This window comes from Flavobacterium sp. ARAG 55.4, assembly GCF_051846875.1.
Taxonomy (GTDB): domain Bacteria; phylum Bacteroidota; class Bacteroidia; order Flavobacteriales; family Flavobacteriaceae; genus Flavobacterium; species Flavobacterium plantiphilum.
In genome coordinates this window covers 295,645-319,800 of sequence record NZ_JBPYCT010000001.1, presented here as the reverse complement: position 1 = coordinate 319,800, position 24,156 = coordinate 295,645, and the positions used below count along the sequence as shown (strand labels likewise).

Genomic DNA, 24,156 nt, shown 5'->3' with positions numbered 1-24,156 from the left:
AAAAATGGAAACAGTTCAAAACATAAAACAACGATTTGAGATTATTGGGAATGACCCAAAGCTTAATCGTGCGATAGAAAAAGCCATTCAGGTAGCTCCAACAGACATTTCGGTACTGGTTACCGGAGAAAGTGGTGTGGGGAAAGAAAACATTCCCAGAATCATCCATTCACTTTCTCATAGAAAACACGGAAAATACATTGCTGTAAACTGTGGTGCTATTCCTGAAGGAACTATTGACAGTGAACTTTTTGGACACGAAAAAGGAGCTTTCACAGGTGCAACCAGTACACGTGAAGGTTATTTTGAAGTAGCTAATGGCGGAACAATTTTTCTGGACGAAGTAGGTGAATTACCTTTAACAACTCAAGTACGTTTATTAAGAATCCTTGAAAACGGAGAATTCTTAAAAGTAGGTTCTTCACAAGTGCAAAAAACCGATGTTCGAATTGTAGCTGCTACCAATGTCAACTTATTTAGTGCAATCGAAAAAGGAAAGTTTCGGGAAGATTTGTATTATCGCTTAAGTACAGTAGACATTACATTACCTCCTTTAAGAGACCGAAAAGACGACATCCATTTATTGTTTCGGAAATTTGCTGCCGATTTTGCTCATAAATACAAAATGCCACCATTAAAACTCGATGACAATGCAGTACAATTATTGCAAAAATACCGTTGGAGCGGAAACATTCGTCAGCTAAGAAACGTTGCCGAACAAATTTCGGTTTTAGAAACCAATCGCGATATTTCGGGTGCCACTTTACAATCCTATTTACCGCCTACAGAAGGCAGCAATCTTCCATCGGTAATTAAAAGCAATAAAAGCGAAAGCGATTTTAGTACCGAAAGAGATATTTTATACAAAGTGCTTTTTGACATGAAAAGCGATTTGAATGACCTCAAAAAACTGACTCTGGAACTGATGAAAAGTGGCGCTGCCAAAACTCAGGACATCAATCCGAATTTAATTCAGAAAATATATGGCTCTAAAAATGAAGACAGCGAAATAGAATTTGAAGAGCAACCGGTAACCGCTGTGATGACTCCAAATCACAATGAAAATTATAATAATACTGAAGACAATTACCTCTTTGCAGAGACCATTGAAGAAGAAGAAGTATTACGCTTAGAGCAAAAGGAAATCGAAATGATTAAAAAATCATTAGAAAAAAACAAAGGAAAAAGAAAAGCTGCGGCCGATGAATTAGGAATTTCTGAACGTACACTGTATAGAAAAATTAAACAATTCGATTTATAAAAAAATAAAAACTCAGATTCCAAATTCCAATTATTATATTTGAACCCAATTGGAATTTAGACATTGGGATTTTACCAATAAATAATATGAAAAAAACAATTTCTTTTTTTGCTTTGATTAGTCTCTTTATGTTGAGCAGTTGTGGTATTTACAACTTTACCGGAACCGGAAAAATTGATGCAAAAACTTTTCAGGTTAATTTCTTTCAAAATAACGCAGACTTAGTGGAACCTGGGATTGACAGAACTTTTACCTTAACACTTCAGGATCTTCTACAAAACCAAACTAATCTTAATCTGGTACAAAATGGTGCCGATTTAATTTATGAAGGAGAAATAGTAGATTACCGAATTAGCCCAATGACTGCCACTGCTGATCAGCAAGCAGCCCAAAACCGTTTAAAAATCAGAGTAAATGTACGGTTTACCAACAGAAATAAAGAGTCTGACGATTTCGAAAAAACTTTTGAATTTTATTACGATTATCCGGCTACCTCTCAGTTACAAGGCGCAGTTTTAACGACAGCATTAGATGAAATTTTTGAAAGAATTACCCAGGATATTTTTAATGAATCATTAGCTAAATGGTAAAATGTTGATTCGGTTATTTGTTGATTCGAATATTCGATACCAAATAACCAAATAACCAAATAAAACTTATGAACGTAACCGATTATACCTATTTAATCAATAAACCTCATACCATTACGCAAAAGCAAACACTTGCTTTAGAAAAAGTACTGGAGGAGTTTCCGTATTTTCAAAGTGCCAGAGCTCTGCGTTTAAAAGGACTTTATAACGCAAACAGTTACCAGTATAATTCAGCATTAAAAGTTACGGCGGCTCACACTACTGACAGAGCCGTATTATTTGATTTTATAAGTTCGGATGATTTTAATGCTATTCAGAATGATTTCTTCGAAAAGAAAAACAATGCGTTATTATCTATAGATGTGGTTGACAGCATCGAAATTAGTGCTGATCAAAAAACAGCATCTGTTATAAACAATGCTGAACCCGACAATGCTGAAAAAACTGCAAATACGACTGAAGAAAAATTAGAATTAGGAAAACCATTAGAGTTTTCTAAAAATGAGACACATTCTTTTCAGGAATGGCTGCAACTCTCCAGAATACAGCCTATAGTCAGAGCAACTGAAACCGAAAAAAGCACACAATTTAACTCAGAAGAAGAAGCGCTCAGAAAGAAAAAAGAGTCTATTATTAATAAATTTATCGAAAGTAATCCAAAGATTTCAGCAGTAAAACACGGAACACCGTCAATAAACATAGATATCAATAAAGAGGACACCAGCTCATTAATGACAGAAACTTTAGCCAAGGTATATTTAGAACAAAAAAAATATCAAAAAGCAATTCAGGCATATGAAATATTAATTTTGAAATATCCGGAAAAAAGTAGTTTCTTTGCAGACCGCATATCGGATATTAAGATTTTACAACAAAACAATAATAATTAAGTAATGAGCACATTTTCAATTTTTTTAGTTTTAATAACAATAGTTTGTTTCCTACTGATTGTAGTAATTATGGTTCAAAACCCTAAAGGAGGAGGATTATCTTCTACTATTGGCGGATCACAAATGTTAGGTGGTGTACAAAAAACCACTGACTTTTTGGATAAAAGTACCTGGACTTTAGCCATCGTTTTGATTGCTTTGATTTTATTATCAAGCTTAAGTTTCACGGGTTCATTAAGCGACACCGATTCTAAAATTATTGATACTACTGAAGCTGCTGCTCCTGTTACACAGCCTGCTCCTGCTACTCCAGTAGTTCCTGCAGCTCCTGCAAAATAATTAGTCTCTAATATAGATTAAAAAATGCCAGCCTGTCAAAGCTGGCATTTTCTTTAAGAAAAAATGGCAGTCAAAATGGAATGGCACAATTTCTGAAAATAGAACAGCATCAATAAAAATTATAATTTAAAATATAAAAACATGGCATTAAACATTAAACCACTTTCAGACAGAGTTCTTATCGAACCAGTTGCAGCCGAGACGAAGACTGCTTCAGGAATTTTCATCCCTGACACTGCAAAGGAAAAACCTCAAAAAGGAACTGTTGTTGCTGTAGGAAACGGAACAAAAGACCACACAATGACAGTAAAAATTGGAGATACCGTATTGTATGGAAAATATGCCGGTACCGAATTAAAACTAGAAGGTACGGACTATTTAATCATGCGAGAAGACGATATTCTTGCAATAATTTAAAACCCCCCACCCAACCTCCCCAAAGGGGAGGAGATTTGAATAAATAAAAGTATTTACAAACAAAAACCACCTCGGCTCCCTCTCCTTTGGAGAGGGCTGGGGTGAGGAAAAAATTAACGAAATGGCAAAAGACATAAAATTTGATATCGAAGCACGTGACGGATTAAAACGTGGTGTGGATGCATTAGCAAATGCAGTAAAAGTAACTTTAGGACCAAAAGGACGTAATGTAATCATTGGAAAAACTTTTGGAGGACCAACAGTTACTAAAGATGGTGTTTCTGTTGCAAAAGAAATTGAATTAAAAGACCCATTAGAAAATATGGGAGCTCAAATGGTTAAAGAAGTAGCTTCTAAAACTAATGATTTAGCAGGAGACGGAACTACAACTGCCACTGTTTTAGCACAGGCTATTGTAAAAGAAGGTTTAAAAAACGTTGCTGCCGGAGCTAACCCAATGGATTTAAAAAGAGGAATTGACAAAGCAGTCGAAACTATCGTTGCTGACCTTGCTAAACAATCTCAGGTTGTTGGAAGTGATTCAGATAAAATCAAACAAATTGCTTCTATCTCTGCAAATAATGACGAAATCATTGGCGAATTAATTGCTACTGCTTTCACAAAAGTAGGTAAAGAAGGAGTAATCACTGTTGAAGAAGCAAAAGGAACTGATACTTTTGTTGATGTTGTAGAAGGAATGCAATTTGACAGAGGATACCTTTCTCCGTATTTTGTTACCAATTCTGAGAAAATGGAAGTAGAACTAGATTCTCCATACATTTTATTATACGACAAAAAAGTGTCTTCTTTAAAAGAATTATTGCCTGTTCTTGAGCCGGTTGCACAATCCGGAAAACCATTATTAATTATTGCAGAAGATGTTGACGGAGAAGCGCTTTCAACTCTTGTTGTAAATAAATTGCGTGGCGCTTTAAAAATTGCTGCTGTAAAAGCACCAGGTTTTGGAGACAGAAGAAAAGCAATGCTGGAAGATATTGCTATCTTAACTGGTGGAACTGTAATCTCTGAAGAAAGAGGTTATACTCTTGAAAACACAACTATCGAAATGTTAGGAACTGCAAAAAGAGTTGCTATCGATAAAGACAACACTACAATTGTAAGCGGTGCAGGTGAAGCTGAAATGATTAAAAACCGTGTGAACCAGATTAAAGGTCAGATGGAAGTAACGACTTCTGATTACGATAAAGAAAAATTGCAGGAGCGTTTAGCTAAATTAGCCGGAGGTGTTGCAGTACTGTATGTAGGAGCTGCTTCTGAAGTAGAAATGAAAGAGAAAAAAGACCGTGTAGACGATGCACTTCATGCAACCCGAGCAGCTGTAGAAGAAGGTATTGTAGCCGGTGGTGGTGTAGCATTATTAAGAGCAAAAAAAACTTTAGCAAATCTAAAAGCTGAAAATGCTGATGAGGCTACCGGAATCCAGATTGTTTCCCGTGCTGTTGAAGCACCATTAAGAACCATTGTTGAAAATGCCGGTCTTGAAGGTTCTGTTGTAGTTGCAAAAGTTGGCGAAGGAAGCGGTGATTTTGGATACAATGCTAAAACAAATGAATATGTGGATATGCTAAAAGCAGGAATCATCGATCCTAAGAAAGTGACTCGTGTGGCATTAGAAAATGCGGCATCAGTTTCAGGAATGATTTTAACTACCGAGTGTGCTTTAATCGACATTAAAGAAGAAAACGCTGGTGGCGGAATGCCAATGGGCGGTGGAATGCCGGGAATGATGTAATTCCTAAATTCTCACAGATATAAAAAAACCGTTCTGATTCTTATCGGAACGGTTTTTTTTATTTTTCAGAATCAGTAACTTTTTTTTTTTACTCTTTCGTTTCTGTTGATTTTTTAGCTAATTTTAATATTACAGGCAACAAAGTCACAATAACCAATCCGATGATAATAAGTTCAATATGATTTTTTAAATCTATTTGATAGTTATTCAATAAAAAACCATACAAATAATGTCCTGCAAATATTAATATAAAAGACCATAAAAAGGAACTTATTACATTATAAAACATAAACTTTTTTTTCTCCATCATTACAATACCGGCTACAATGGGAGCAAAAGTTCTGAAAATAGGCAAAAAACGGGCAAAAATAATAGCTCTTCCTCCGTGTCTTTCAAAGAAAGCTTTAGACTGAACCAGATATTTTTTCTTAAACCAGAAAGTATCCTCTTTATTATACAAATAATAACCGCTTTTAGCTCCGAACCAATAGCCCACAATATTGCCTAAAATACCCGCAAAAGCTACCATAACCGAGAGTAAGGTGACATTGATAAAATCACTCTCAATAAACAGGATATTTTCAATCAATTCTCTGTTATAAATTCCCGCAAGAAAAAGAAGACTATCTCCTGGCAAAAAGAAACCTGCAAACAATCCTGTTTCAGCAAAAACAATAAACAATACAATAAAAACGCCTAGTTTAATTCCATTTATATCAAAATGAATATAAAAAAGCGGGTCTATCAGGTTTTTCCAATCAAAGCTATTCATTCGTCAGGATTTAGTCAAAAATATTTCGAGCGTGAAAGTAAGAATAAATTAGTTTAACCACAATTTATTCATTTGTTTTAAAGTTTTATTAACGATAAAAAATGAATTCTTATTTACTAAATGCATCTGTTTAATAAACATCAAAAATAAAACTCCTGTCCCATCAGTGGAACAGAACAATTTATACCATAGTTTTCTCTTATTTTTATTCGTAATTCATCAGCTGCAGCATGCTCTCCATGAACTAGAAATATTTTATGAGGCTTGTTCTTCAGTTCTGAAAGCCAATTCAACAAATCAGCCTGATCCCCGTGAGCCGAAAGACCATTTATTTCTATTATTTTGGCTCTTACTTTATAATAATTACCAAATATCTTAATTGACTTAGCTCCTTCAATTAATTTCCGTCCTCTTGTCCCCTCTGCCTGATAGCCTACTATAATAATTGTAGTTTCAGAAACCCCTATGTAATTTTCTAAATAACTCAAAACACGACCTCCGGTAATCATTCCGCTTGCAGCAATGACCACTTTGGCTCCTTTATTATTAATAGCAGCCAGTGTTTCTTCATAATCTGCATTAATAATAAACATTTTACTCATTGCCTGACAATCGGCTAAACTTAATTTATGCCACTGAGTATTATTAAAAAAAACTTCAAAAGCTCCTATTCCCATTGGAGAATCAAGAATATAAGGAATATTAGGAATTCGTCCTTCTTTTTTCAATTCCCACAATAAAAACATGATACTCTGAGCCCGTTCTACAGCAAAACTTGGAATGATAACCGTTCCTCCTTTTTTAAAAGTTTCATTGATATTATTTTCTAATTCCGTTTTTGGATCATTATCAGCATGCAAACGATCTCCATAAGTACTTTCTAAAAAAACCAGATCAGCATTTTGAGGTTTCACCGGCGGATACAATAAAACATCATTATCTCTCCCTAAATCTCCCGAAAAAACTAAAGTTTTACCTTCCAGTTCAAGACTTATACTACAGGCACCTATAATATGTCCTGCCGTAGTAAATACAGCTTCAATTTCCGGCTCAACACTTACTTTTACGTTAGGAGCTACAACATTAAAAAGCGGAAATACTTTCTTGGCTTCTTCTACAGTATATAATGGCTTCACTATTTCATGTTTTGAACTGTTTTCCTGAATGGCTTTTTTAGCATCTTCCTCCTGAATTTTAGCACTGTCAACTAATATTAACTTTGTAATTTCCATTGTAGGTCCGGTACAGTAAATTTTTCCCTGAAAACCCTGACTTACTAATCTTGGCAGCCAGCCACAATGATCTAAATGCCCATGAGTCAGTAAAACATAATCAATTGTATCTGCCAAAACGGGCAAAGGTTCCCAATTGAGTTCCCGCAAAGACTTTAATCCCTGAAACAGTCCGCAATCAATTAAAATACGGATTCCGTTAGTTTCTATTAAAGTTTTTGATCCTGTAACTGTTCCGGCTGCTCCTATAAATTTAATTTTCATGATATTATCTTTTAAAGTTTAACCGCATTTACAGAGTTCTGCTACTTCTTTCAACACATTTTTGATTCTGAAATTGCTTATCCCTATTTCTTTTAAATCAATTCTGTTAGCAACCAATTCTTTTACCAAAATAACATCCAGCAGCAGTAATTTTTCTTTTTCAGCCTTAGTTAAAGTGGTCAGGCAGGTTACGGGATACAAACAATCGTTATTATTCATCAATTTCAAATTCCTTTTTTCGGGATAATCCCAACTTAGTAAATGAATTCCGGAACATTCTGCAAAAGCTATAGCATCAGCAGTAAAACGGGTATTAGTAACTATCCAGCACTCAGAAATTTTCTCTTTATTCGAAAAAAGCGTGTAATTATTGAACCGTAAATCATTAAACCGGGAAAACACATATAACGGAATTTTCACATCTGAAACCCCTTGTTTACCTCCGTGAAATTTACATTCCACCATAGCAATTACATTGTTTTTTTTAATCAAAACATCTATTTCATGGAGCACACAATTGCCCTGTAGAATAACATTGGTCTGCGTCTGGTATTTTTGGGATTCAAAAATACGGGCTATGTATTTTTCGAAAAAGAATCCTTCCGGACCTAACATTTGGATTGCTGCCCGAAGATTGTATCGTGCCGCGTGAGAATTAGTATGATTTTTTAATAAAGCAAACGCCTTTTTATAAATACTTTTAGTTGAAATTCCCTCATAAACATCTTTAATGATTTCTTTTAAAATAAAATCTGCTGTAAATGTGTCTGCTCCTGACCTTAATAAAGATTGTCTAAGTTTATCAGGATTAAAATCAACAACAGCACCGGAATGTTTGACTACTTTCATAATTACTAATTATTTACTGTAACAACTTACTTAAAGTTACGTAAAAAATATTAGGAATTTCGCTTTTGAAAATAAAACCCGGGAATAAAAAGCAATACAAATAAAGGCTGAATTAAAAACCTTCGAATATAAAACAATAAAAAATTATTGTCAGAACCGTAAAAACGGATAACCAGAAAGAAGGAAATAATTAAAACCAAAAAAGCAATGAGGTATAGAAAGAATGAAAACTGAACCATCATTTTATCTTTGAAAATTACATAAATCAGTCCCAAAGAAATAATCATATTCAGTCCATACCGGAAAAGCAAATTAAAAATCAGACGAAAAACATCAAATTCCGGCAAATCCATTTTATTGAAATCACTTTTAAAATAAGCCAAAAACGGATCATAAAACAATGTAGTTTCATAAAAACGAACGAACACAAAACAAAGTAACAGCCCACAAGCGAGCAAAAGTTCCCGCCGATGAGTATAAATTTTATTTAGCATATAATGAAAATTTATTGACCCAGATTATCCATAAAATAAAAACAACTCCATAAATAAACAGCGGAAAAACAATTTCATGCAGCAATGACTGATGTTCCGGAAACCAATACAAAGCAAGACACAATAAAGCAATTCGGATTACATTTAGAATATAAATAAAAATACTCCCTCCAAAAATAAAAAACAAAGTCGGTTTTAATTTTCCCGAAAAAGAAACCACAAACGAAATAAACAAAATAATCACACTTACGGCATTGCAACCCTCAATCATTCGGGCAGCGGCCTGCTGATTATAATAAAAAATAATGTTAGTAGTTTTCGGAATTATTTTAATATAAAAATCGGCACCAAAAAAAGTAAGAAGCTGCATGGTATTTTCAGCAACTAACTGCGTTATTGAATCGACTTTATTTCCCTCAAAACCAGATAAAAAAAACTGATAAACAAGGCTTAAAATGAAATAAGTCAAAAAAAACTTTGCTAAAAAAACTAAAAAAGGGCGATACAGAATAAGATATTTTTTCAACTTTTTATTTTTATCAAATTTATGGAAAATAAAAATAATCTTTCCAGATTAAGATTTACTAAAAAAAAACAACAATTGTAATATAATACTGTAGTACATTTCATTATATTTGAAAAAAAAAAAAAAAAAAAAAAATTATTCAAATGAAAACCAACCTATTAACAGCCACATTATTATTAATTTCGATATCTTTTTTTGCTCAGAATAAAGACAGTAAAACTATTCTGCTTGATTCACTACATAACCCTACTACAGACAAAAACTACTCTTACATTAGAATCATTGAAGATTATAAAAGTAATAAAGACTTATACTCTGTTTCAGAATATACTAAATCAGGAAAGCTAAACATGAAGGCTTTTACTAAGGACAAAGACATCTTGAAATTTGAAGGACTACACATTGAGTATTACGAAAACGGAAACAAAAAGCAAGAATCCAACTATACAGACAGTAAACTTAATGGTAGTCGCTTTAATTACCATAAAAACGGTAATAAAAAACAAGAATCTAATTATATAGACAACAAACTTAATGGGTGGCAAATTGAATGGTATGAAAACAATCAAAAAAAATCCGAAAAAGAAATAACCTGGGATGATAAGAACAAAAAAAGCATCCTAAAAATCATTCAATTCTGGGATAAAGACGGACAACAAACTATAATCGACGGAAATGGTCAATATGAAGAAATAAGCGAAAAACATTCTGATACAGGTAATATAAAAAACGGTCTTAAAGATGGCGTATGGCAAGGAAAATATAATACAAAATATACGTACATCGAAAAATACCAAAAAGGAGAACTAATTTCAGGCATAAGTACTGATAAAGACAAAAATGAATATCACTATACTGTTTTAGAAAGCAAACCGGAACCGATAAAAGGAATTCAAAACTTTTATCAGTTCATTGGAAAAAACTTTAATATTCCAAAAGAATACAAATCATTAAACGGTAAAATATACATACGGTTTATTGTAGATAAAGAAGGCATAATAGTGGAACCTAAAATTATAAAATCATTAAACGAAACATTAGACAAAGAAGCAATTAGAGTTATAAGCAGTTATGAAAAATGGATTCCTGCCAAACAAAGAGGACAATATGTTAGAGTTTTATATAGCCTACCTATTACATTAAAAGCTTCAAAATAACAAAGAGATTCTCAAAACAATTTAAAATTGATAATAGCTTTACCGATTCAAAAAATAAAAAATACTTTTTGGGGTCATAATTGATAATTATTTTTTACTTTTGCAGCCGTCTATCAACTAATGATGAGACATACATAATAATCATTAAATAATATTAGCATGTACTTAACTAAAGAAGTTAAAGAAGAAATCTTCGCAAAACACGGAGGAAAAGCAGTAAACACTGGATCTGCTGAAGGGCAAATCGCTTTGTTTACATTTAGAATCAACCACTTAACTGGTCACTTGAAAAAAAATCGTCACGATTATAATACAGAGCGCTCCCTGGTAAAATTGGTAGGTAAAAGAAGATCTTTGTTGGATTACTTGAAAAAGAAAGAAATCAACAGATATCGTGAAATTATCAAAGAATTGGGTATTAGAAAATAATACATTAAAAGAGGTGCGCAAGTACCTCTTTTTGTTTACATAGTATTGCATAAAAAAAAGTTTGGTTTTTCATTTGGTTTTAGATTACAACAACTACACAACAACAACACAACTAAAACCCATTGTACAATCAAATTAAAGGAAAACTTATGATTCCACAAGTAAAACAAGAAATTATCGATTTAGGAGATGGAAGAAGCATCTCAATCGAAACAGGTAAATTAGCCAAACAAGCCGATGGTTCGGTTGTCGTTCGTTTAGGAAACTGTATGTTGCTTGCAACAGCAGTATCTGCAAGAACTTCTAACCCAGGTGTTGACTTTTTACCACTTACGGTAGATTACCGTGAAAAATTTGCAGCTGCAGGTCGTTTCCCTGGAGGTTTCTTCAAGAGAGAAGCACGTCCTAGCGACAGTGAGGTATTAACAATGCGTTTAGTTGACCGTGTATTACGTCCGCTTTTCCCGGATGATTACCACGCTGAAACTCAGGTAATGATTCAGTTAATGTCTCATGACGATAACGTTATGCCAGACGCATTAGCCGGTTTAGCAGCATCTGCCGCTTTAGCAGTTTCTGACATTCCTTTTTACAATTTAATTTCCGAAGTACGTGTTGCACGTGTGGATGGAAAATTAGTGATCAACCCTAGCAGAGAAGAATTGGAAAAATCAGACATCGATATGATGATTGGTGCTTCTATGGATTCTGTTGCGATGGTGGAAGGTGAGATGAAAGAAATTTCAGAAGCCGAAATGATTGAAGCAATTAAATTTGCTCACGAAGCAATCAAAGTACAAATTGCAGCACAACAACGTTTAAGAGCGGCGGTTGGAAATCCTGACTACAGAACCTATGAAGGTGAAGTAGAAGATGAAGCGGTTTATGCAAAAGTAAAAGCTGCTGCTTACGACAAATGTTATGCTATTGCAGCAGAAGCATCAGGAAAAAGCGAAAGAGGCGAAAAATTTGCTGCTGTAAAAGAAGAAGCGAAAGCTTTGTTTACAGAAGAAGAATACGCTGAAAACGCTGACTTAGCCGGATTAGTTGGAAAATATTTCTACAAAACCAATAAAGAAGCAGTTCGTAACGTAATTTTAGAACAAGGAATTCGTTTAGACGGAAGAAAAACAACAGAAATCAGACCTATCTGGTGTGAGACTGATTATTTACCTTCTGTACACGGTTCTTCATTATTTACACGTGGAGAAACTCAGGCATTAGCTACAGTAACTTTAGGAACTTCCAGAGAAGCAAACCAAATTGACTCTCCATCTGAACAAGGAGAAGAAAAATTCTACTTACACTATAACTTCCCTCCTTTCTCAACTGGTGAAGCTCGCCCTTTAAGAGGAACTTCAAGAAGAGAAGTAGGTCACGGAAACTTAGCACAACGTGCGTTAAAAAATATGATTCCTGCTGATTGTCCCTACACCATTCGTGTAGTTTCAGAAGTATTAGAATCTAATGGTTCTTCTTCTATGGCAACAGTATGTGCCGGAACTATGGCATTGATGGATGCAGGAGTTCAAATGGTGAAACCGGTTTCCGGAATCGCTATGGGACTAATTACAGATGGTGAAAAATTTGCGGTACTTTCAGATATTTTAGGAGACGAAGATCACTTAGGTGATATGGACTTTAAAGTAACGGGTACTGCTGACGGAATCACTGCCTGTCAAATGGACATCAAAATTGATGGATTGCGTTATGACATCATGGAACAAGCCCTATCTCAGGCTCGTGACGGACGTTTACATATCTTAGGAAAATTAGTTGAAACTATCGCTACTCCAAGAGCTGATGTTAAAGCACATTCACCTAAAATTATCACCAGAACTATTCCTGGAAGTTTTATTGGAGCATTAATTGGACCTGGTGGAAAAGTAATTCAGGAATTACAAAAAGCTACCGGAACTACAATTGTAATCAATGAAGTAGACGAACAAGGAGTTATCGAAATTTTAGGAACTGATCCTGCCGGAATTGAAGCAGTATTAGCTAAAATTAAATCGATAACTTTCAAACCTCAGGTTGGAGAAGCTTATGAAGTAAAAGTAATCAAAATGCTGGATTTTGGAGCTGTAGTTGAATATACTGAAGCACCAGGAAATGAGGTTTTATTACACGTATCTGAATTAGCATGGGAACGTACAGAAAACGTAACTGATGTAGTAAATATGGGTGATGTATTCCAGATAAAATACCTGGGAGTTGACCCTAAAACTAAAAAAGAGAAAGTGTCCAGAAAAGCACTTATCGCAAGACCTCCCCGTGAGACAAAACAAGAGTAATCAGATCTTAGTTTACTAAAGGTTAATTATAAAAAATCCCGACTCGTTGTAAAAAACGAGACGGGATTTTTGTTTTTCGCAACGATAAAATTAAATTAGTAAAATTTTTTGAAGATTTGTAACTTTTTTATAACTCCATACGTATAACCATTTGTACACTATAAAAAATGGGACAACAATAACATGAGACAACTTAAAATTACCAAGCAGGTTACCAATCGTGAAACTGCTTCATTAGACAAATATTTACAAGAAATTGGAAAAGTTGACCTTATTACTGCTGATGAGGAAGTAGAATTAGCACAAAAAATTAAAGCCGGAGATCAAAGAGCTCTGGAAAAATTAACAAAAGCCAATTTACGTTTCGTTGTTTCGGTAGCAAAACAATATCAAAATCAAGGATTAACCCTTCCTGATTTAATTAACGAAGGAAACTTGGGATTAATTAAAGCCGCACAACGTTTTGATGAAACACGTGGTTTTAAATTCATTTCGTATGCAGTTTGGTGGATTCGTCAATCGATTCTTCAGGCCTTAGCAGAACAATCCCGTATCGTTCGTTTACCATTAAATAAAATTGGTTCTATAAACAAAATCAACAAAATGTATGCTTTATTAGAGCAATCTAATGAGCGTCCGCCTTCTGCAGAAGAAATTGCAAAAGAACTGGACATGACCGTAAATGATGTAAAAGAGTCTATGAAAAACTCCGGTCGTCATTTATCTATGGATGCACCTCTTGTGGAAGGAGAAGATTCTAACCTTTACGACGTTTTACGTTCAGGTGAATCTCCTAATCCGGACAGAGAATTAATCCATGAATCATTACGTACTGAAATTGAGCGCTCTCTTGAAACATTAACTCCTCGTGAGGCTGATGTAGTTCGTTTGTATTTTGGTCTTGGTGATCAGCACCCAATGACTTTAGAAGAAATTGGAGAAACTTTTGACCTGACACGTGAGCGTGTTCGTCAGATTAAAGAAAAAGCAATCCGCAGATTGAAGCATACTTCCAGAAGTAAAATCTTAAAAACATATTTAGGTTAATCCTAATTTTATTATCTTAAACTCCGGCTCAGACCGGAGTTTTTTTTACACCAACAATCATTTATTTTGGGCGTGCCACCATCTGAAAAAAAAGAGCTAAGCCTCTTTGCGCGTATTTGCTCTTTTTTCCAGCTGCTGTCGTGCTATCCGCTCCGCTTTGGCGGAGTGCTCCTATCACTCACGCAAAAACTGCTCTGTCAGGAAAACATAATTTCTAATTTGATTTTGTACCTTTGCAAAAATTCAACACACAACACAACCATAATGAAAAACACACTTATTGCTCCATCAGTATTAGCTGCTGATTTTGCTAATCTGGAACGCGACGTCAAAATGATTAATACCAGTGACGCAGATTGGTTTCACATCGACATCATGGACGGCGTTTTTGTACCCAACATTTCTTTTGGAATGCCAGTTTTAGAAGCTATAAAAAGACATGCTACAAAAACTATCGACGTACATCTGATGATTGTTGATCCTGATCGCTACATTTCGACTTTCAAAAAGTTAGGAGCTGATATATTAACAGTTCATCTTGAAGCCTGTACCCATCTTCACAGAACCTTACAAGCCATCAAAGCTGAAGGAATGAAAGCTGGAGTTGCTCTGAATCCGCATACCAATGTTGATTTACTCGAAGATGTAATTAACGACATAGATATGGTGTTAATAATGAGTGTAAATCCTGGTTTTGGCGGGCAATCCTTTATTGAAAATACTTATGATAAAATCAGAAAGTTAAAAGCTTTAATCAATAAAAAAGGAGCTTCAACTATTATCGAAATTGACGGTGGTGTTACCAACAAAAACGCTGCTCAATTAGCAGAAGCCGGAGCAGATGTATTGGTAGCCGGAAGCTATGTTTTTAGCGCTTCCGATCCAATTGCAACGGTAGCAGATTTAAAAAAAATCACCAATTTGTAAAAAACCACCAAAGCCTTCTCAAACGAGAAGGCTTTTACATTTCGAAAATGCTAAAACAATTCACGAATCCTTATAAAAACCTATAAAACAAACAATTATATAAAAACCTACTCAAATTCTATAAAACTTTATCATCTAAATCAAAGAGCTTTGTCTAAGCTTTAATTACAAATTTAATTCTCCAATAAGATGATAAAAATTAAATCTCTCGCCATTTTATTCATTGCATTATTTAGCATACTCAGTTGCTCAAATGATAACGATTCAACCAATAACCCGGGTACAATTACAAATCCGGTAGAAACCGAAAACCCTAACACCAGTTTCAAACCGGCATTTAATGGGCAAACCCGTATAAATGGGATTCAAACCAATACGGATTATGAATCAAAAATAATTACTACCGCTCTGACAAAACCCTGGAGTATTAAAAGTCTTCCGGATGACAGACTATTAATAGCTGAAAAAGACGGTGCTTTTCGTATTGTAACCACAGCAGGAGAAGTAAGCGACCCAATTTCCGGAATTCCTGCAGTAAATGCTGCAAATCAGGGGGGATTATTAGGTTTTTGCTTGGATCCTGATTTTGAATCCAACAAATTACTGTATTGGGTATTTTCTGAAGCTGTATCTGGTGGAAACATTACAGCGGTTGCTAAAGGTAAACTATCCGGCGATTCAAAAAGTATAGAAAATACTACTGTTATTTACCGAACTACTCCTGCAAACAGTAGTACGCTTCATTATGGAGGACGTATCCTTTTTGACAAAACAGGAAACCTTTTAGTCAGTACCGGAGAACGCTCTGTACTTGAAACAAGACCATTAGCACAATCTACATCGACAAGCTTGGGCAAAGTCGTCCGAATAACAAAAAATGGACAAGCAGCTCCTGGAAATCCAACTTTTAATCAGTCACAATCATTAGCCGAATTGTACACAATTGGACATAGAAATCCTCAGGGATTAGCTATGCATCCTGTTACAGACGAAATCTGGCTCAGCGAACACGGACCTCGCGGAGGCGATGAAATCAACCGTTTAGAGGCAGGTAAAAACTATGGCTGGCCTGTAATTACTTATGGAATAGAATACGGTGGAGAAATTATTGGTGAAGGAATTCAGCAAAAAGAGGGCATGGAGCAACCCGCTTATTATTGGGATCCGGTAGTATCACCAAGCGGAATGACTTTTTATACCGGAAATCGAGTACCGGAATGGCAAAATAACCTTTTTATAGGAACTTTAAGTGGTATGCATATTGTTCGTCTCGCCATTAAAGAAAATCGGATCATTGGAGAGGAAAGACTTCTTGCTCAGGAAAACCAAAGATTTAGAGACATTACCCAGGGAAATGACGGCGCTTTATATGCTATTACTGATCAGGGCAGACTATACAAAATTGACAGGAAATAATATCAAAAGATTCTCTTTAAAATAAAAGCCTCAAAAAATAATCTTTTAAATCTGATTATTTTTGAGGCTATTTGAATGTGACCGCGGCAGGGTTCGAACCTGCAACCCTCAGAGCCGAAATCTGATATTCTATCCAGTTGAACTACGCAGCCATTATAATTGTAGATTGCAGAGTTTAGATTTTAGATCTAAAATCCGAAGTCTAAAACTGAAATTATTTTAAACTAATAATTTTTTTACAATAGTAGAAACTGTTTTTCCTTCAGCAGTTCCTCCTAATTGTGCAGAAGCTAATCCCATTACTTTTCCCATTGATGCAATTCCGGATGCTCCTGTTTCTGCAATAATTTTAGCAATGACTGCTTCAATTTCTTCTTCACTTAGCTGAGCTGGTAAAAACTTCTCAATTACAGCAACTTGCGCCAATTCCGGTTCAGCTAAATCAGGACGATTTTGCTCTGTAAAAATCCGGGCACTTTCTTTACGTGTTTTCACCAGACGTTGCAATAGTTTGATTTCTTCATCTGCTGAAATTTCTTCTTTTGATCCTGAAGAAGTCTGAGCTAAAAGCAATTCTGACTTAATTGCTCTCAAGGCTTCTAAAGCTACGGTATCTTTGGCTCTCATGGCTGATTTAATTTCCTCCATGATTTGTATTGATAAACTCATTGGTTTCTTATTATTAAGCAATAATGCTGTGTTTGACATTCTTTGTAAAAAGAGTTCAAGAGATAATACTTATCCTGAAACTCTGTTTTTTTTTTTGCGAAGGTAAAAAAAATAACCCGAAAATTAAATGCAACTTTCGGGTTATTGTATGCTAAAATGGATAGATTAATCTACGTTGTCGTGCAAATATGAATTATTAGAACGCAATTGCAAATCATTATTACTGTCTGTTCCAACCGAAATTCTTGAATTCGCATTATTATTAGTCTGATTATTTGAAATATCAATACCTAATCTTTTATAAGCTGGTTCTTTTTCATATTCATCAATCTTAGAAACATTATTATGAAACTTATAATTGAATTCTTTCAATTTTTTTCTTCTTTCATCAGCTCTTAAGCGTAATGTTTCTTCAATTGTCATTTCGATAGGAGAAATATCTTCTGCTTTTGAAAAATCTTCTGAAGGCATTTCTACTTTTTTCATAGTAATATTCAGTTCTTCAGGAATCACTTCTTCAACTACTTTTTCCGTCGGTTTAGACGAAATTAATTCGTTTTCGGCTTCCATATACTCTTCAAGAGAATATCTGATTACTCCTTTGTCTGACAATTCAGTTACAGGAACAAACTGCACAGCTTGGTTTACCTTAATATCTTTAGTTTCATTTGTCAGTTCAAATAAAATCTTTTCTTCTTTTTCCTGAACTGGTTCTGGTTTAACCGGCTCTGATTTAAAAAGAGGCAAATCAAAAGAAATAGAAGTTTGTTCTTGTTTTTCGATTGCTTTAGGCTCTTCAATAGTTGGTTGTTTTACCTCTTCAGCTTTTGGTGCAGAAAATGTAAATTCTTCTTCTTTTATTGGAGAAACAATTTCGAAAGTAACATCAATATTTTTAATAAATTCAGACATTGCCATCAATTCCTCGTTTCCCTCTACAGGAACAACTTTTTCTACCGGAGCAGCTGCAACAACTTCCTCTTCATCAATTAAGTCAAAAATAACTCTTTCTTCAACATTGCTTACCGGTTTATCAATATCTAAATCAAAACCTGCAACTGTATTGTTACTTAGATTATGAACACTTTTTTGTTCATCTTCCAAGGTATGAATGATTTTTTTTGGCTCCGTATTTACAATTCCGTTTTGTTGTTCAATATCAAATCCAGTTGCAATAATAGTTACTGCGACAGCATCACCTAATGTTTCATCTTCACCAACTCCCATGATGATATTAGCATTGTAACCGGCTTCACTTTGAATATGGTCATTAATTTCGCCTATTTCATCTAAGGTAATTTCGTTAGATCCAGAAACGATGAGCAACAATACGTTTTTGGCTCCTGTAATTTTATTATCATTTAGCAACGGAGAGTCTAAAGCAGCAATAATTGCTTCTTTAGCTCTGTTTTCGCCTGAAGCTACAGAAGAACCCATGATAGCAGTTCCGCTGTTTGCTAATACCGTTTTAGCATCACGTAAATCAATATTTTGAGTATAGTGATGCGTAATTACTTCAGCAATTCCTCTTGAGGCTGTTGCCAAAACTTCATCTGCTTTAGAGAATCCTGCTTTAAAACCAAGATTTCCATATACTTCTCTTAATTTGTTGTTATTGATAACAATTAAGGAATCGACTTGTTTACGTAATTTTTCAATTCCGATAAGTGCCTGTTCCTGACGCACTTTTCCTTCAAAGGTAAAAGGCAAGGTTACAATACCTACCGTCAGAATTTCTCTTTCTTTAGCCAGTTGAGCAATTACCGGCGCCGCACCGGTACCTGTACCACCACCCATTCCGGCAGTGATAAAAACCATCTTAGTATTGCGGTCTAACATTTTTTCAATGTCAGCAATACTTTCGATAGCAGATTGTTGCCCAACATCCGGATTAGCTCCGGCACCAAGACCTTCTGTTAAATTTACACCTAATTGAATTTTGTTAGGAACCCCACTATTTTGTAATGCCTGTGAATCCGTATTACATACAATGAAATCAACACCTTTGATTCCTTGCTTAAACATATGATTGATAGCATTACTACCGCCTCCACCTACACCTATTACTTTTATTACATTTGATTGATTTTTAGGTAAATCAAATGAAATACTTCCAAATTCTGAGTTGCTCGTCATATTATTTGGTATTTTGATATTAATATATTTTCTCTTTATTCTTCTTATTTTCTACTCTGCGTTATCTAAAAAATCTTTAATCTTATCCACGTAACGATCAAAGAAAGAACGCTTAATTTTTTCCCCTGTTGACTCTTCCTTTTTAGAAAAACTTTGCGTTTCTACCTCTTCTACTTCCTGCTGAATACGCTCTACAGTTTCAACAACCGGCTCCCGATAGAAAACATTTCTTTGAGAAACAACCTCTTCTTTTCTGGTTGCACTCTGTGTATTATTCGAGATACTGTTCATCACTAATCCCACTGCAGTGGCATATAGCGGACTGGAAAACTCTTCATCTGAATTTCCTGCTAAATGCTCATTAGGATAGCCTATTCTGGTATCCATTCCGGTAATATATTCCACCAACTGTTTGATGTGCTTTAATTGAGCACCACCACCGGTAAGTACAATTCCGGCAATTAGTTTCTTTCTTGGATCTTCATGACCATAGGCTTTTACTTCTGTAAAAACTTGTTCGATTATTTCCACCACACGGGCATGAATAATTTTTGATAAGTTTTTTAACGAAATTTCCTTTGGCTCTCTGCCTCTTAATCCCGGAATAGATACAATTTCGTTGTCTTTATTTTCTCCCGGCCATGCCGAACCAAATTTCACTTTCAATAATTCAGCCTGTTTTTCTATAATAGAACAGCCTTCTTTAATATCATCCGTAATGACATTCCCTCCAAAAGGAATTACCGCGGTATGACGAATAATTCCATCTTTGAAAATGGCCAAATCAGTTGTTCCACCACCGATATCGATTAATGCAACTCCAGCCTCTTTTTCTTCCTGGCTTAAAACCGCATCAGACGAAGCTAATGGCTCTAAAGTCAATCCTGACAGTTCGATTCCGGAACTTTGAATACAACGTCCTACGTTACGTATTGACGATGCCTGACCTACTACCACATGAAAACTGGATTCTAAACGCCCACCGTACATCCCGATAGGTTCTTTTATTTCCGATTGTCCGTCTATTTTAAATTCCTGAGGTAATACGTGGATAATTTCTTCTCCTGGCAACATGGCTAATTTATTCACCTGATCAATCAGTAATTGAATATCATCACCCCCTATTACTTCCTCCGGATTACTCCTGCTGATGTAATCTGTATGCTGAATACTGCGAATGTGCTGACCTGCAATCCCTACAACAACATCTTTTATTTTATAACCTGAATTAGTTTCCGCTTCATTTATTGCTTGCTGAATAGACTGAATAGTTTGTGTAATATTATTAACCACACCTCTGGCAACACCCAGACTTTTGGATTTTCCTACACCCAAAATTTCTAACTTACCATACTCATTTTTTTTGCCAATCATGGCAACTATTTTGGTTGTCCCTATATCTAGACCTACTGCAATATTCTCTTTTTCCATTTTCTATTATTTAGTGCAAACTACTTGTTTTGTAAACCTGAGGTCAATCTTCTTATATTTATACAATGTACTATCTAAAACTGCTTTTTGAAAAAAAGCTTTATAGTTCTTAAATTTTGTTTCAAAATTCACCATACTACCAAAATCTATCTGGTAATCGTAATTCCTATTGAACATTTTTAAGCCGGCATTAGGCATTACCTCAATAGCAATGATATTTTTTTTCAGAAAATCATCTTCATAAATTGCACAAAATAACTGTGCTAATTCTGCTTCATTCCTGCTGTTTATATTCCCTGAAACCAGAGGAACCCTAGCCGTAAAATTATCCGATAATGGCATCTTACCTCCCTTATAATCAATATAAAAAGATTCTACATCATTCACCACTCTGGCTACAGGAGTCTTTTGCTTCACAACCGCTTTTAGCACGCCATCAATACTTACAAACACATCAGATTCGTCAATCATCGCATTTGAATTTAGCTTTCTTTCCAGCTTATTCAAATCTAATTTATCTTTTTCAATAGCTAAGGGGTTACTCGTATTTTCTATTAACAATTTATTAACCGTTTCCTCTTTAACAAAAAGATTGTTTTCTCCTACAAAAAAGACCTTGATTGCGACTATTTTCCGTTTTTCATTTCGCTTTGAAGTGAATGAAAAAAGAAAAACAACTAATCCCAACATTAGGATTAATCTGATGTTTGTCCAATTAAATATTTTTTTCATTTAAAGCTGTTTTAATTGCTCCCACCATTTCACCAATATCCCCTGCCCCGATTGTAACCAGAATTGTTGCATCACTTTTCAGCATAGCTGGTATTAAACCTTCTTTAGAAACTATTTTTTTATCCTGATTCTCTATCATCGACAGCAACCATTCTGAGGTAATTCCTATCATAGGCAGCTCCCGAGCCGGATAAATATCCATCAATAACACTTCGTCAAACTGAGAAAGACTTTTTGCAAAATCATCAGCAAAATCCTTAGTTCTGCTAAAAAGATGCGGTTGAAAAACTGCCAGTACTTTTTTACCCGGATACAATTCTCTTACCGCCTGATGCACCGCATTAATCTCAGTAGGATGATGTGCATAATCATCAATATAAACCAGATTTTCAGTTCTGATCTGGTAAGAGAAACGCCTTCTTATTCCTTTAAATGAAGCTAAGGCTTTTGCAATGGCATCGGTTGGGGTGCCGAAATTTACTGCCATTGCAAGAGCCATTAAAGCGTTCATTAAATTATGCCTGCCCGGTAATCCAAACCGAAAATCTTTTAAAAGAGTAGTTGGTGTTTGTACATCAAATACATAACTGCTATTTTCTATTCTAATATTAAAAGCATTATAAGCTGCTGATTCATTTACTCCTACAGTCACTCCTGAAAGAGGTAAATCAGTAGTAATAAACAAATTAGATTTATCTTCTACTTTATCCGCAAACTCAGTAAAAGATTCTTTAATTGCTTTATCTGTTCCATAAATATCAAGGTGATCCGCATCCATCGAAGTCACACAAGCGATATTAGGGTGCAAATGCAGGAAAGAACGATCAAATTCGTCGGCTTCAACAACCGTTACAGTTTTTCCGCTTCCTATTAAATTTGAATTATAATTCTCTACAATTCCACCAATAAAAGCCGTAACATCAGCACCGCTTTCGTGCAAAATATGTCCTAAAATACTGGATGTAGTTGTCTTTCCGTGTGTTCCGGCTACAGCAAAACAAAAAGTATCTTTGGTTATAATCCCAAGAACTTCGGCTCTTTTTTTGACCTGATAATTACGCTCTAAAAAATAATTCCATTGTGCATGTGTTTTAGGAACTGCCGGGGTGATGATAACCAGCGTATTTTCCACAAAATAATCCTTAGGAATCAAATTAATATCATCTTCAAAATGAATATCAATACCACTTTCGATTAACTCATTTGTTAAAATTGTTGGTGTTTTGTCATAACCGGAAACCTGCTTTCCAATATACTTAAAATAACGTGCCAAAGCACTCATACCGATACCACCGATACCGATAAAATAAACATTATGTATTTGGTTTAGATTCATTTTTAATGTCAATATCAATTACAATGTCAACACTCAATAATTGACATCATGATTGGATTAATTATTCTTATTTTATTCTTTATGAAATTGTCATTGTCAAATGCTATTTAATCAATTTCACAATTTCATCTGCAATTTGCTTAGTTGCTTCCGGCAATGCGAGTTCTTTTATATTTTCACTCAATTGTGTTTGCTTTCCCGTATCTTTTAACAAAGCTTCAAAAACCAAACTAAATTCGGCGTCCAACTGTGATTCTTTCAACAATAGCGCTCCTTTTTTATCAACGATAGCTTTTGCATTTTTAGTCTGATGATCTTCGGCTACATTGGGCGACGGAATAAAAATAACCGGTTTCCCCACAATGCATAATTCTGATACCGAAGAAGCACCTGCACGAGAGATAATAATATCTGCCGCAGCATAAACAAAATCCATTTTTTCAATAAAAGCCACCACCTGAACATTTTCTGAATTGTATTTTTTATATTCTTCAAAATACAACTTCCCACATTGCCAGATAATCTGAACCCCTTGTGAAATAATATTCTTCAGTTCTTTCTCAATCAGCTGATTAATTCTTCTGGCACCTAAACTACCGCCAAGAACCAACAATGTTTTCTTTTTGGAATCCAGTTTAAAATATTCGATTGCTTCTGTTCGCTTACTTTCTATAGCAATCAAATCCTGACGAACAGGAGTTCCTGTCAAAATCATTTTCTCTTTTGGGAAAAAACGTTCCAGATTTTCATAAGCCACACAAATTGCATTAGCCTTTTTACTCAACAATTTATTTGTAATTCCTGGAAAGGAATTTTGTTCTTGAATTACTGTTGGAATTCCCAGCATATTTGCCATTTGTAACAAAGGACCACTGGCAAAACCTCCGGTTCCTATAACCACATCGGGTTTAAATTGCTTAATTATTTTTCGGGATTTCCATAAGCTGCTCATTAATTTCAACGGAAACATCGCGTTTTGCAATGTTAGTTTTCTTTGCAATCCCGCAATCCACAAGCCTTTGATAGCATAACCTGCCTGCGGTACTTTTTGCATTTCCATTTTATCCTGAGCTCCCACAAAGAGGAATTCAGCATCCGGAAATCTTGATTTTAATTCATTAGCAATTGCAACTGCAGGATAAATATGTCCTCCGGTTCCTCCGCCACTTAATATGAATTTATATTGTTTCATTAC

Annotated in this window: 23 protein-coding genes and 1 tRNA gene; 12 read left to right on the top strand and 12 right to left on the bottom strand. The window is 34.9% G+C overall.

Annotation, left to right across the window (positions count from 1 at the left end; genetic code table 11):
* Positions 1-4: 4 nt before the first annotated feature.
* The 6 genes from ACSV4D_RS01470 to groL all read left to right on the top strand — a co-directional run bounded on the left by ACSV4D_RS01470 (position 5) and on the right by groL (position 5,250).
* Entirely contained in the window at positions 5-1,261 is a 1,257-nt protein-coding gene (locus tag ACSV4D_RS01470; RefSeq protein WP_408081050.1) for a sigma-54 interaction domain-containing protein, read from the top strand.
* 86 nt (positions 1,262-1,347) lie between these two features.
* Positions 1,348-1,851, top strand: a complete 504-nt coding sequence (locus ACSV4D_RS01465; protein ID WP_439226859.1) for an LptE family protein — start codon at positions 1,348-1,350, stop codon at positions 1,849-1,851.
* 68 nt (positions 1,852-1,919) lie between these two features.
* Positions 1,920-2,741, top strand: coding sequence for a tetratricopeptide repeat protein (locus tag ACSV4D_RS01460; RefSeq protein ID WP_408081048.1), 822 nt, complete (start codon positions 1,920-1,922; stop codon positions 2,739-2,741).
* Between the two features lie 3 nt (positions 2,742-2,744).
* Positions 2,745-3,080 carry a preprotein translocase subunit SecG gene (gene secG, locus ACSV4D_RS01455; RefSeq protein ID WP_408081047.1) on the top strand — a complete coding sequence of 112 codons (336 nt, stop codon included), beginning with the start codon at positions 2,745-2,747 and terminating at the stop codon, positions 3,078-3,080.
* 141 nt (positions 3,081-3,221) lie between these two features.
* Positions 3,222-3,497: a co-chaperone GroES gene (locus ACSV4D_RS01450; RefSeq protein ID WP_073241214.1), complete on the top strand. Its 276-nt coding sequence runs from the start codon at positions 3,222-3,224 to the stop codon at positions 3,495-3,497.
* 121 nt (positions 3,498-3,618) lie between these two features.
* Positions 3,619-5,250: a chaperonin GroEL gene (groL, locus tag ACSV4D_RS01445; RefSeq protein WP_439226858.1), complete on the top strand. Its 1,632-nt coding sequence runs from the start codon at positions 3,619-3,621 to the stop codon at positions 5,248-5,250.
* Between the two features lie 88 nt (positions 5,251-5,338).
* On the opposite strand, the gene ACSV4D_RS01440 is transcribed toward groL, so the two are convergent.
* The 5 genes from ACSV4D_RS01440 to xrtF all read right to left on the bottom strand — a co-directional run bounded on the left by ACSV4D_RS01440 (position 5,339) and on the right by xrtF (position 9,387).
* Positions 5,339-6,022, bottom strand: a complete 684-nt coding sequence (locus ACSV4D_RS01440) for a DedA family protein (protein ID WP_408081045.1) — start codon at positions 6,020-6,022, stop codon at positions 5,339-5,341.
* A 140-nt stretch (positions 6,023-6,162) separates the two neighbouring features.
* Entirely contained in the window at positions 6,163-7,518 is a 1,356-nt protein-coding gene (locus ACSV4D_RS01435) for an MBL fold metallo-hydrolase (RefSeq protein WP_439226857.1), read from the bottom strand.
* 18 nt (positions 7,519-7,536) lie between these two features.
* Positions 7,537-8,367 (bottom strand): restriction endonuclease, encoded by an 831-nt coding sequence (locus ACSV4D_RS01430; protein WP_439226856.1) that lies wholly within the window; start codon positions 8,365-8,367, stop codon positions 7,537-7,539.
* Between the two features lie 50 nt (positions 8,368-8,417).
* Complete coding sequence (locus ACSV4D_RS01425; protein ID WP_408081042.1) at positions 8,418-8,861, bottom strand: exosortase F system-associated membrane protein; 444 nt, start codon at positions 8,859-8,861, stop codon at positions 8,418-8,420.
* Complete coding sequence (xrtF, locus tag ACSV4D_RS01420) at positions 8,851-9,387, bottom strand: exosortase family protein XrtF (RefSeq protein WP_408081041.1); 537 nt, start codon at positions 9,385-9,387, stop codon at positions 8,851-8,853. The genes ACSV4D_RS01425 and xrtF overlap by 11 nt, the downstream gene beginning before the upstream one ends.
* 143 nt (positions 9,388-9,530) lie before the next feature.
* On the opposite strand from xrtF, the gene ACSV4D_RS01415 reads away from it, so the two are divergent.
* From ACSV4D_RS01415 to ACSV4D_RS01390, 6 genes are all read left to right on the top strand, one after another.
* Positions 9,531-10,544, top strand: coding sequence for an energy transducer TonB (locus ACSV4D_RS01415; RefSeq protein ID WP_439226855.1), 1,014 nt, complete (start codon positions 9,531-9,533; stop codon positions 10,542-10,544).
* Positions 10,545-10,703: 159 nt separating this feature from the next.
* A complete protein-coding gene (gene rpsO / locus ACSV4D_RS01410) occupies positions 10,704-10,973 on the top strand; it encodes a 30S ribosomal protein S15 (RefSeq protein WP_408081038.1) in 270 nt (89 codons plus the stop codon).
* Positions 10,974-11,122: 149 nt separating this feature from the next.
* Complete coding sequence (locus tag ACSV4D_RS01405) at positions 11,123-13,267, top strand: polyribonucleotide nucleotidyltransferase (protein WP_439226854.1); 2,145 nt, start codon at positions 11,123-11,125, stop codon at positions 13,265-13,267.
* 183 nt (positions 13,268-13,450) lie between these two features.
* The gene (locus tag ACSV4D_RS01400; protein WP_026707723.1) at positions 13,451-14,314 is read left to right on the top strand and encodes a sigma-70 family RNA polymerase sigma factor; all 864 of its coding nucleotides are present in this window, start codon (positions 13,451-13,453) and stop codon (positions 14,312-14,314) included.
* 264 nt (positions 14,315-14,578) lie between these two features.
* On the top strand, positions 14,579-15,241 hold the full coding sequence (rpe, locus tag ACSV4D_RS01395; RefSeq protein WP_439226853.1) for a ribulose-phosphate 3-epimerase: 663 nt from the start codon (positions 14,579-14,581) through the stop codon (positions 15,239-15,241).
* Positions 15,242-15,430: 189 nt separating this feature from the next.
* Positions 15,431-16,657: a PQQ-dependent sugar dehydrogenase gene (locus ACSV4D_RS01390; protein ID WP_439226852.1), complete on the top strand. Its 1,227-nt coding sequence runs from the start codon at positions 15,431-15,433 to the stop codon at positions 16,655-16,657.
* A 78-nt stretch (positions 16,658-16,735) separates the two neighbouring features.
* On the opposite strand, the gene ACSV4D_RS01385 is transcribed toward ACSV4D_RS01390, so the two are convergent.
* From ACSV4D_RS01385 to murG, 7 genes are all read right to left on the bottom strand, one after another.
* Positions 16,736-16,809 (bottom strand) — tRNA-Arg (locus ACSV4D_RS01385).
* Between the two features lie 67 nt (positions 16,810-16,876).
* Positions 16,877-17,326 carry a GatB/YqeY domain-containing protein gene (locus ACSV4D_RS01380; RefSeq protein WP_439226960.1) on the bottom strand — a complete coding sequence of 150 codons (450 nt, stop codon included), beginning with the start codon at positions 17,324-17,326 and terminating at the stop codon, positions 16,877-16,879.
* 165 nt (positions 17,327-17,491) lie between these two features.
* Positions 17,492-19,462 (bottom strand): cell division protein FtsZ, encoded by a 1,971-nt coding sequence (ftsZ, locus tag ACSV4D_RS01375; protein ID WP_439226851.1) that lies wholly within the window; start codon positions 19,460-19,462, stop codon positions 17,492-17,494.
* Between the two features lie 51 nt (positions 19,463-19,513).
* Entirely contained in the window at positions 19,514-20,893 is a 1,380-nt protein-coding gene (gene ftsA, locus ACSV4D_RS01370) for a cell division protein FtsA (protein ID WP_439226850.1), read from the bottom strand.
* A gap of 6 nt (positions 20,894-20,899) precedes the next feature.
* Positions 20,900-21,625: a cell division protein FtsQ/DivIB gene (locus ACSV4D_RS01365; protein ID WP_408081031.1), complete on the bottom strand. Its 726-nt coding sequence runs from the start codon at positions 21,623-21,625 to the stop codon at positions 20,900-20,902.
* Positions 21,609-22,961, bottom strand: coding sequence for a UDP-N-acetylmuramate--L-alanine ligase (murC, locus tag ACSV4D_RS01360; protein WP_408081030.1), 1,353 nt, complete (start codon positions 22,959-22,961; stop codon positions 21,609-21,611). The genes ACSV4D_RS01365 and murC overlap by 17 nt, the downstream gene beginning before the upstream one ends.
* 103 nt (positions 22,962-23,064) lie before the next feature.
* Positions 23,065-24,153 (bottom strand): undecaprenyldiphospho-muramoylpentapeptide beta-N-acetylglucosaminyltransferase, encoded by a 1,089-nt coding sequence (gene murG / locus ACSV4D_RS01355; protein ID WP_439226849.1) that lies wholly within the window; start codon positions 24,151-24,153, stop codon positions 23,065-23,067.
* Between the last annotated feature and the right edge of the window lie 3 nt (positions 24,154-24,156).

Bases quoted from the DNA above. Each gene is read 5' to 3' on its own strand.
- ACSV4D_RS01470 (WP_408081050.1), top strand. From the start codon at position 5: ATGGAAACAGTTCAAAACATAAAACAACGATTTGAGATTATTGGGAAT.
- ACSV4D_RS01465 (WP_439226859.1), top strand. From the start codon at position 1,348: ATGAAAAAAACAATTTCTTTTTTTGCTTTGATTAGTCTCTTTATGTTG.
- ACSV4D_RS01460 (WP_408081048.1), top strand. From the start codon at position 1,920: ATGAACGTAACCGATTATACCTATTTAATCAATAAACCTCATACCATT.
- secG (WP_408081047.1), top strand. From the start codon at position 2,745: ATGAGCACATTTTCAATTTTTTTAGTTTTAATAACAATAGTTTGTTTC.
- ACSV4D_RS01450 (WP_073241214.1), top strand. From the start codon at position 3,222: ATGGCATTAAACATTAAACCACTTTCAGACAGAGTTCTTATCGAACCA.
- groL (WP_439226858.1), top strand. From the start codon at position 3,619: ATGGCAAAAGACATAAAATTTGATATCGAAGCACGTGACGGATTAAAA.
- ACSV4D_RS01440 (WP_408081045.1), bottom strand. From the start codon at position 6,022: ATGAATAGCTTTGATTGGAAAAACCTGATAGACCCGCTTTTTTATATT.
- ACSV4D_RS01435 (WP_439226857.1), bottom strand. From the start codon at position 7,518: ATGAAAATTAAATTTATAGGAGCAGCCGGAACAGTTACAGGATCAAAA.
- ACSV4D_RS01430 (WP_439226856.1), bottom strand. From the start codon at position 8,367: ATGAAAGTAGTCAAACATTCCGGTGCTGTTGTTGATTTTAATCCTGAT.
- ACSV4D_RS01425 (WP_408081042.1), bottom strand. From the start codon at position 8,861: ATGCTAAATAAAATTTATACTCATCGGCGGGAACTTTTGCTCGCTTGT.
- ACSV4D_RS01415 (WP_439226855.1), top strand. From the start codon at position 9,531: ATGAAAACCAACCTATTAACAGCCACATTATTATTAATTTCGATATCT.
- rpsO (WP_408081038.1), top strand. From the start codon at position 10,704: ATGTACTTAACTAAAGAAGTTAAAGAAGAAATCTTCGCAAAACACGGA.
- ACSV4D_RS01405 (WP_439226854.1), top strand. From the start codon at position 11,123: ATGATTCCACAAGTAAAACAAGAAATTATCGATTTAGGAGATGGAAGA.
- ACSV4D_RS01400 (WP_026707723.1), top strand. From the start codon at position 13,451: ATGAGACAACTTAAAATTACCAAGCAGGTTACCAATCGTGAAACTGCT.
- rpe (WP_439226853.1), top strand. From the start codon at position 14,579: ATGAAAAACACACTTATTGCTCCATCAGTATTAGCTGCTGATTTTGCT.
- ACSV4D_RS01390 (WP_439226852.1), top strand. From the start codon at position 15,431: ATGATAAAAATTAAATCTCTCGCCATTTTATTCATTGCATTATTTAGC.
- ACSV4D_RS01380 (WP_439226960.1), bottom strand. From the start codon at position 17,326: ATGAGTTTATCAATACAAATCATGGAGGAAATTAAATCAGCCATGAGA.
- ftsZ (WP_439226851.1), bottom strand. From the start codon at position 19,462: ATGACGAGCAACTCAGAATTTGGAAGTATTTCATTTGATTTACCTAAA.
- ftsA (WP_439226850.1), bottom strand. From the start codon at position 20,893: ATGGAAAAAGAGAATATTGCAGTAGGTCTAGATATAGGGACAACCAAA.
- ACSV4D_RS01365 (WP_408081031.1), bottom strand. From the start codon at position 21,625: ATGAAAAAAATATTTAATTGGACAAACATCAGATTAATCCTAATGTTG.
- murC (WP_408081030.1), bottom strand. From the start codon at position 22,961: ATGAATCTAAACCAAATACATAATGTTTATTTTATCGGTATCGGTGGT.
- murG (WP_439226849.1), bottom strand. From the start codon at position 24,153: ATGAAACAATATAAATTCATATTAAGTGGCGGAGGAACCGGAGGACAT.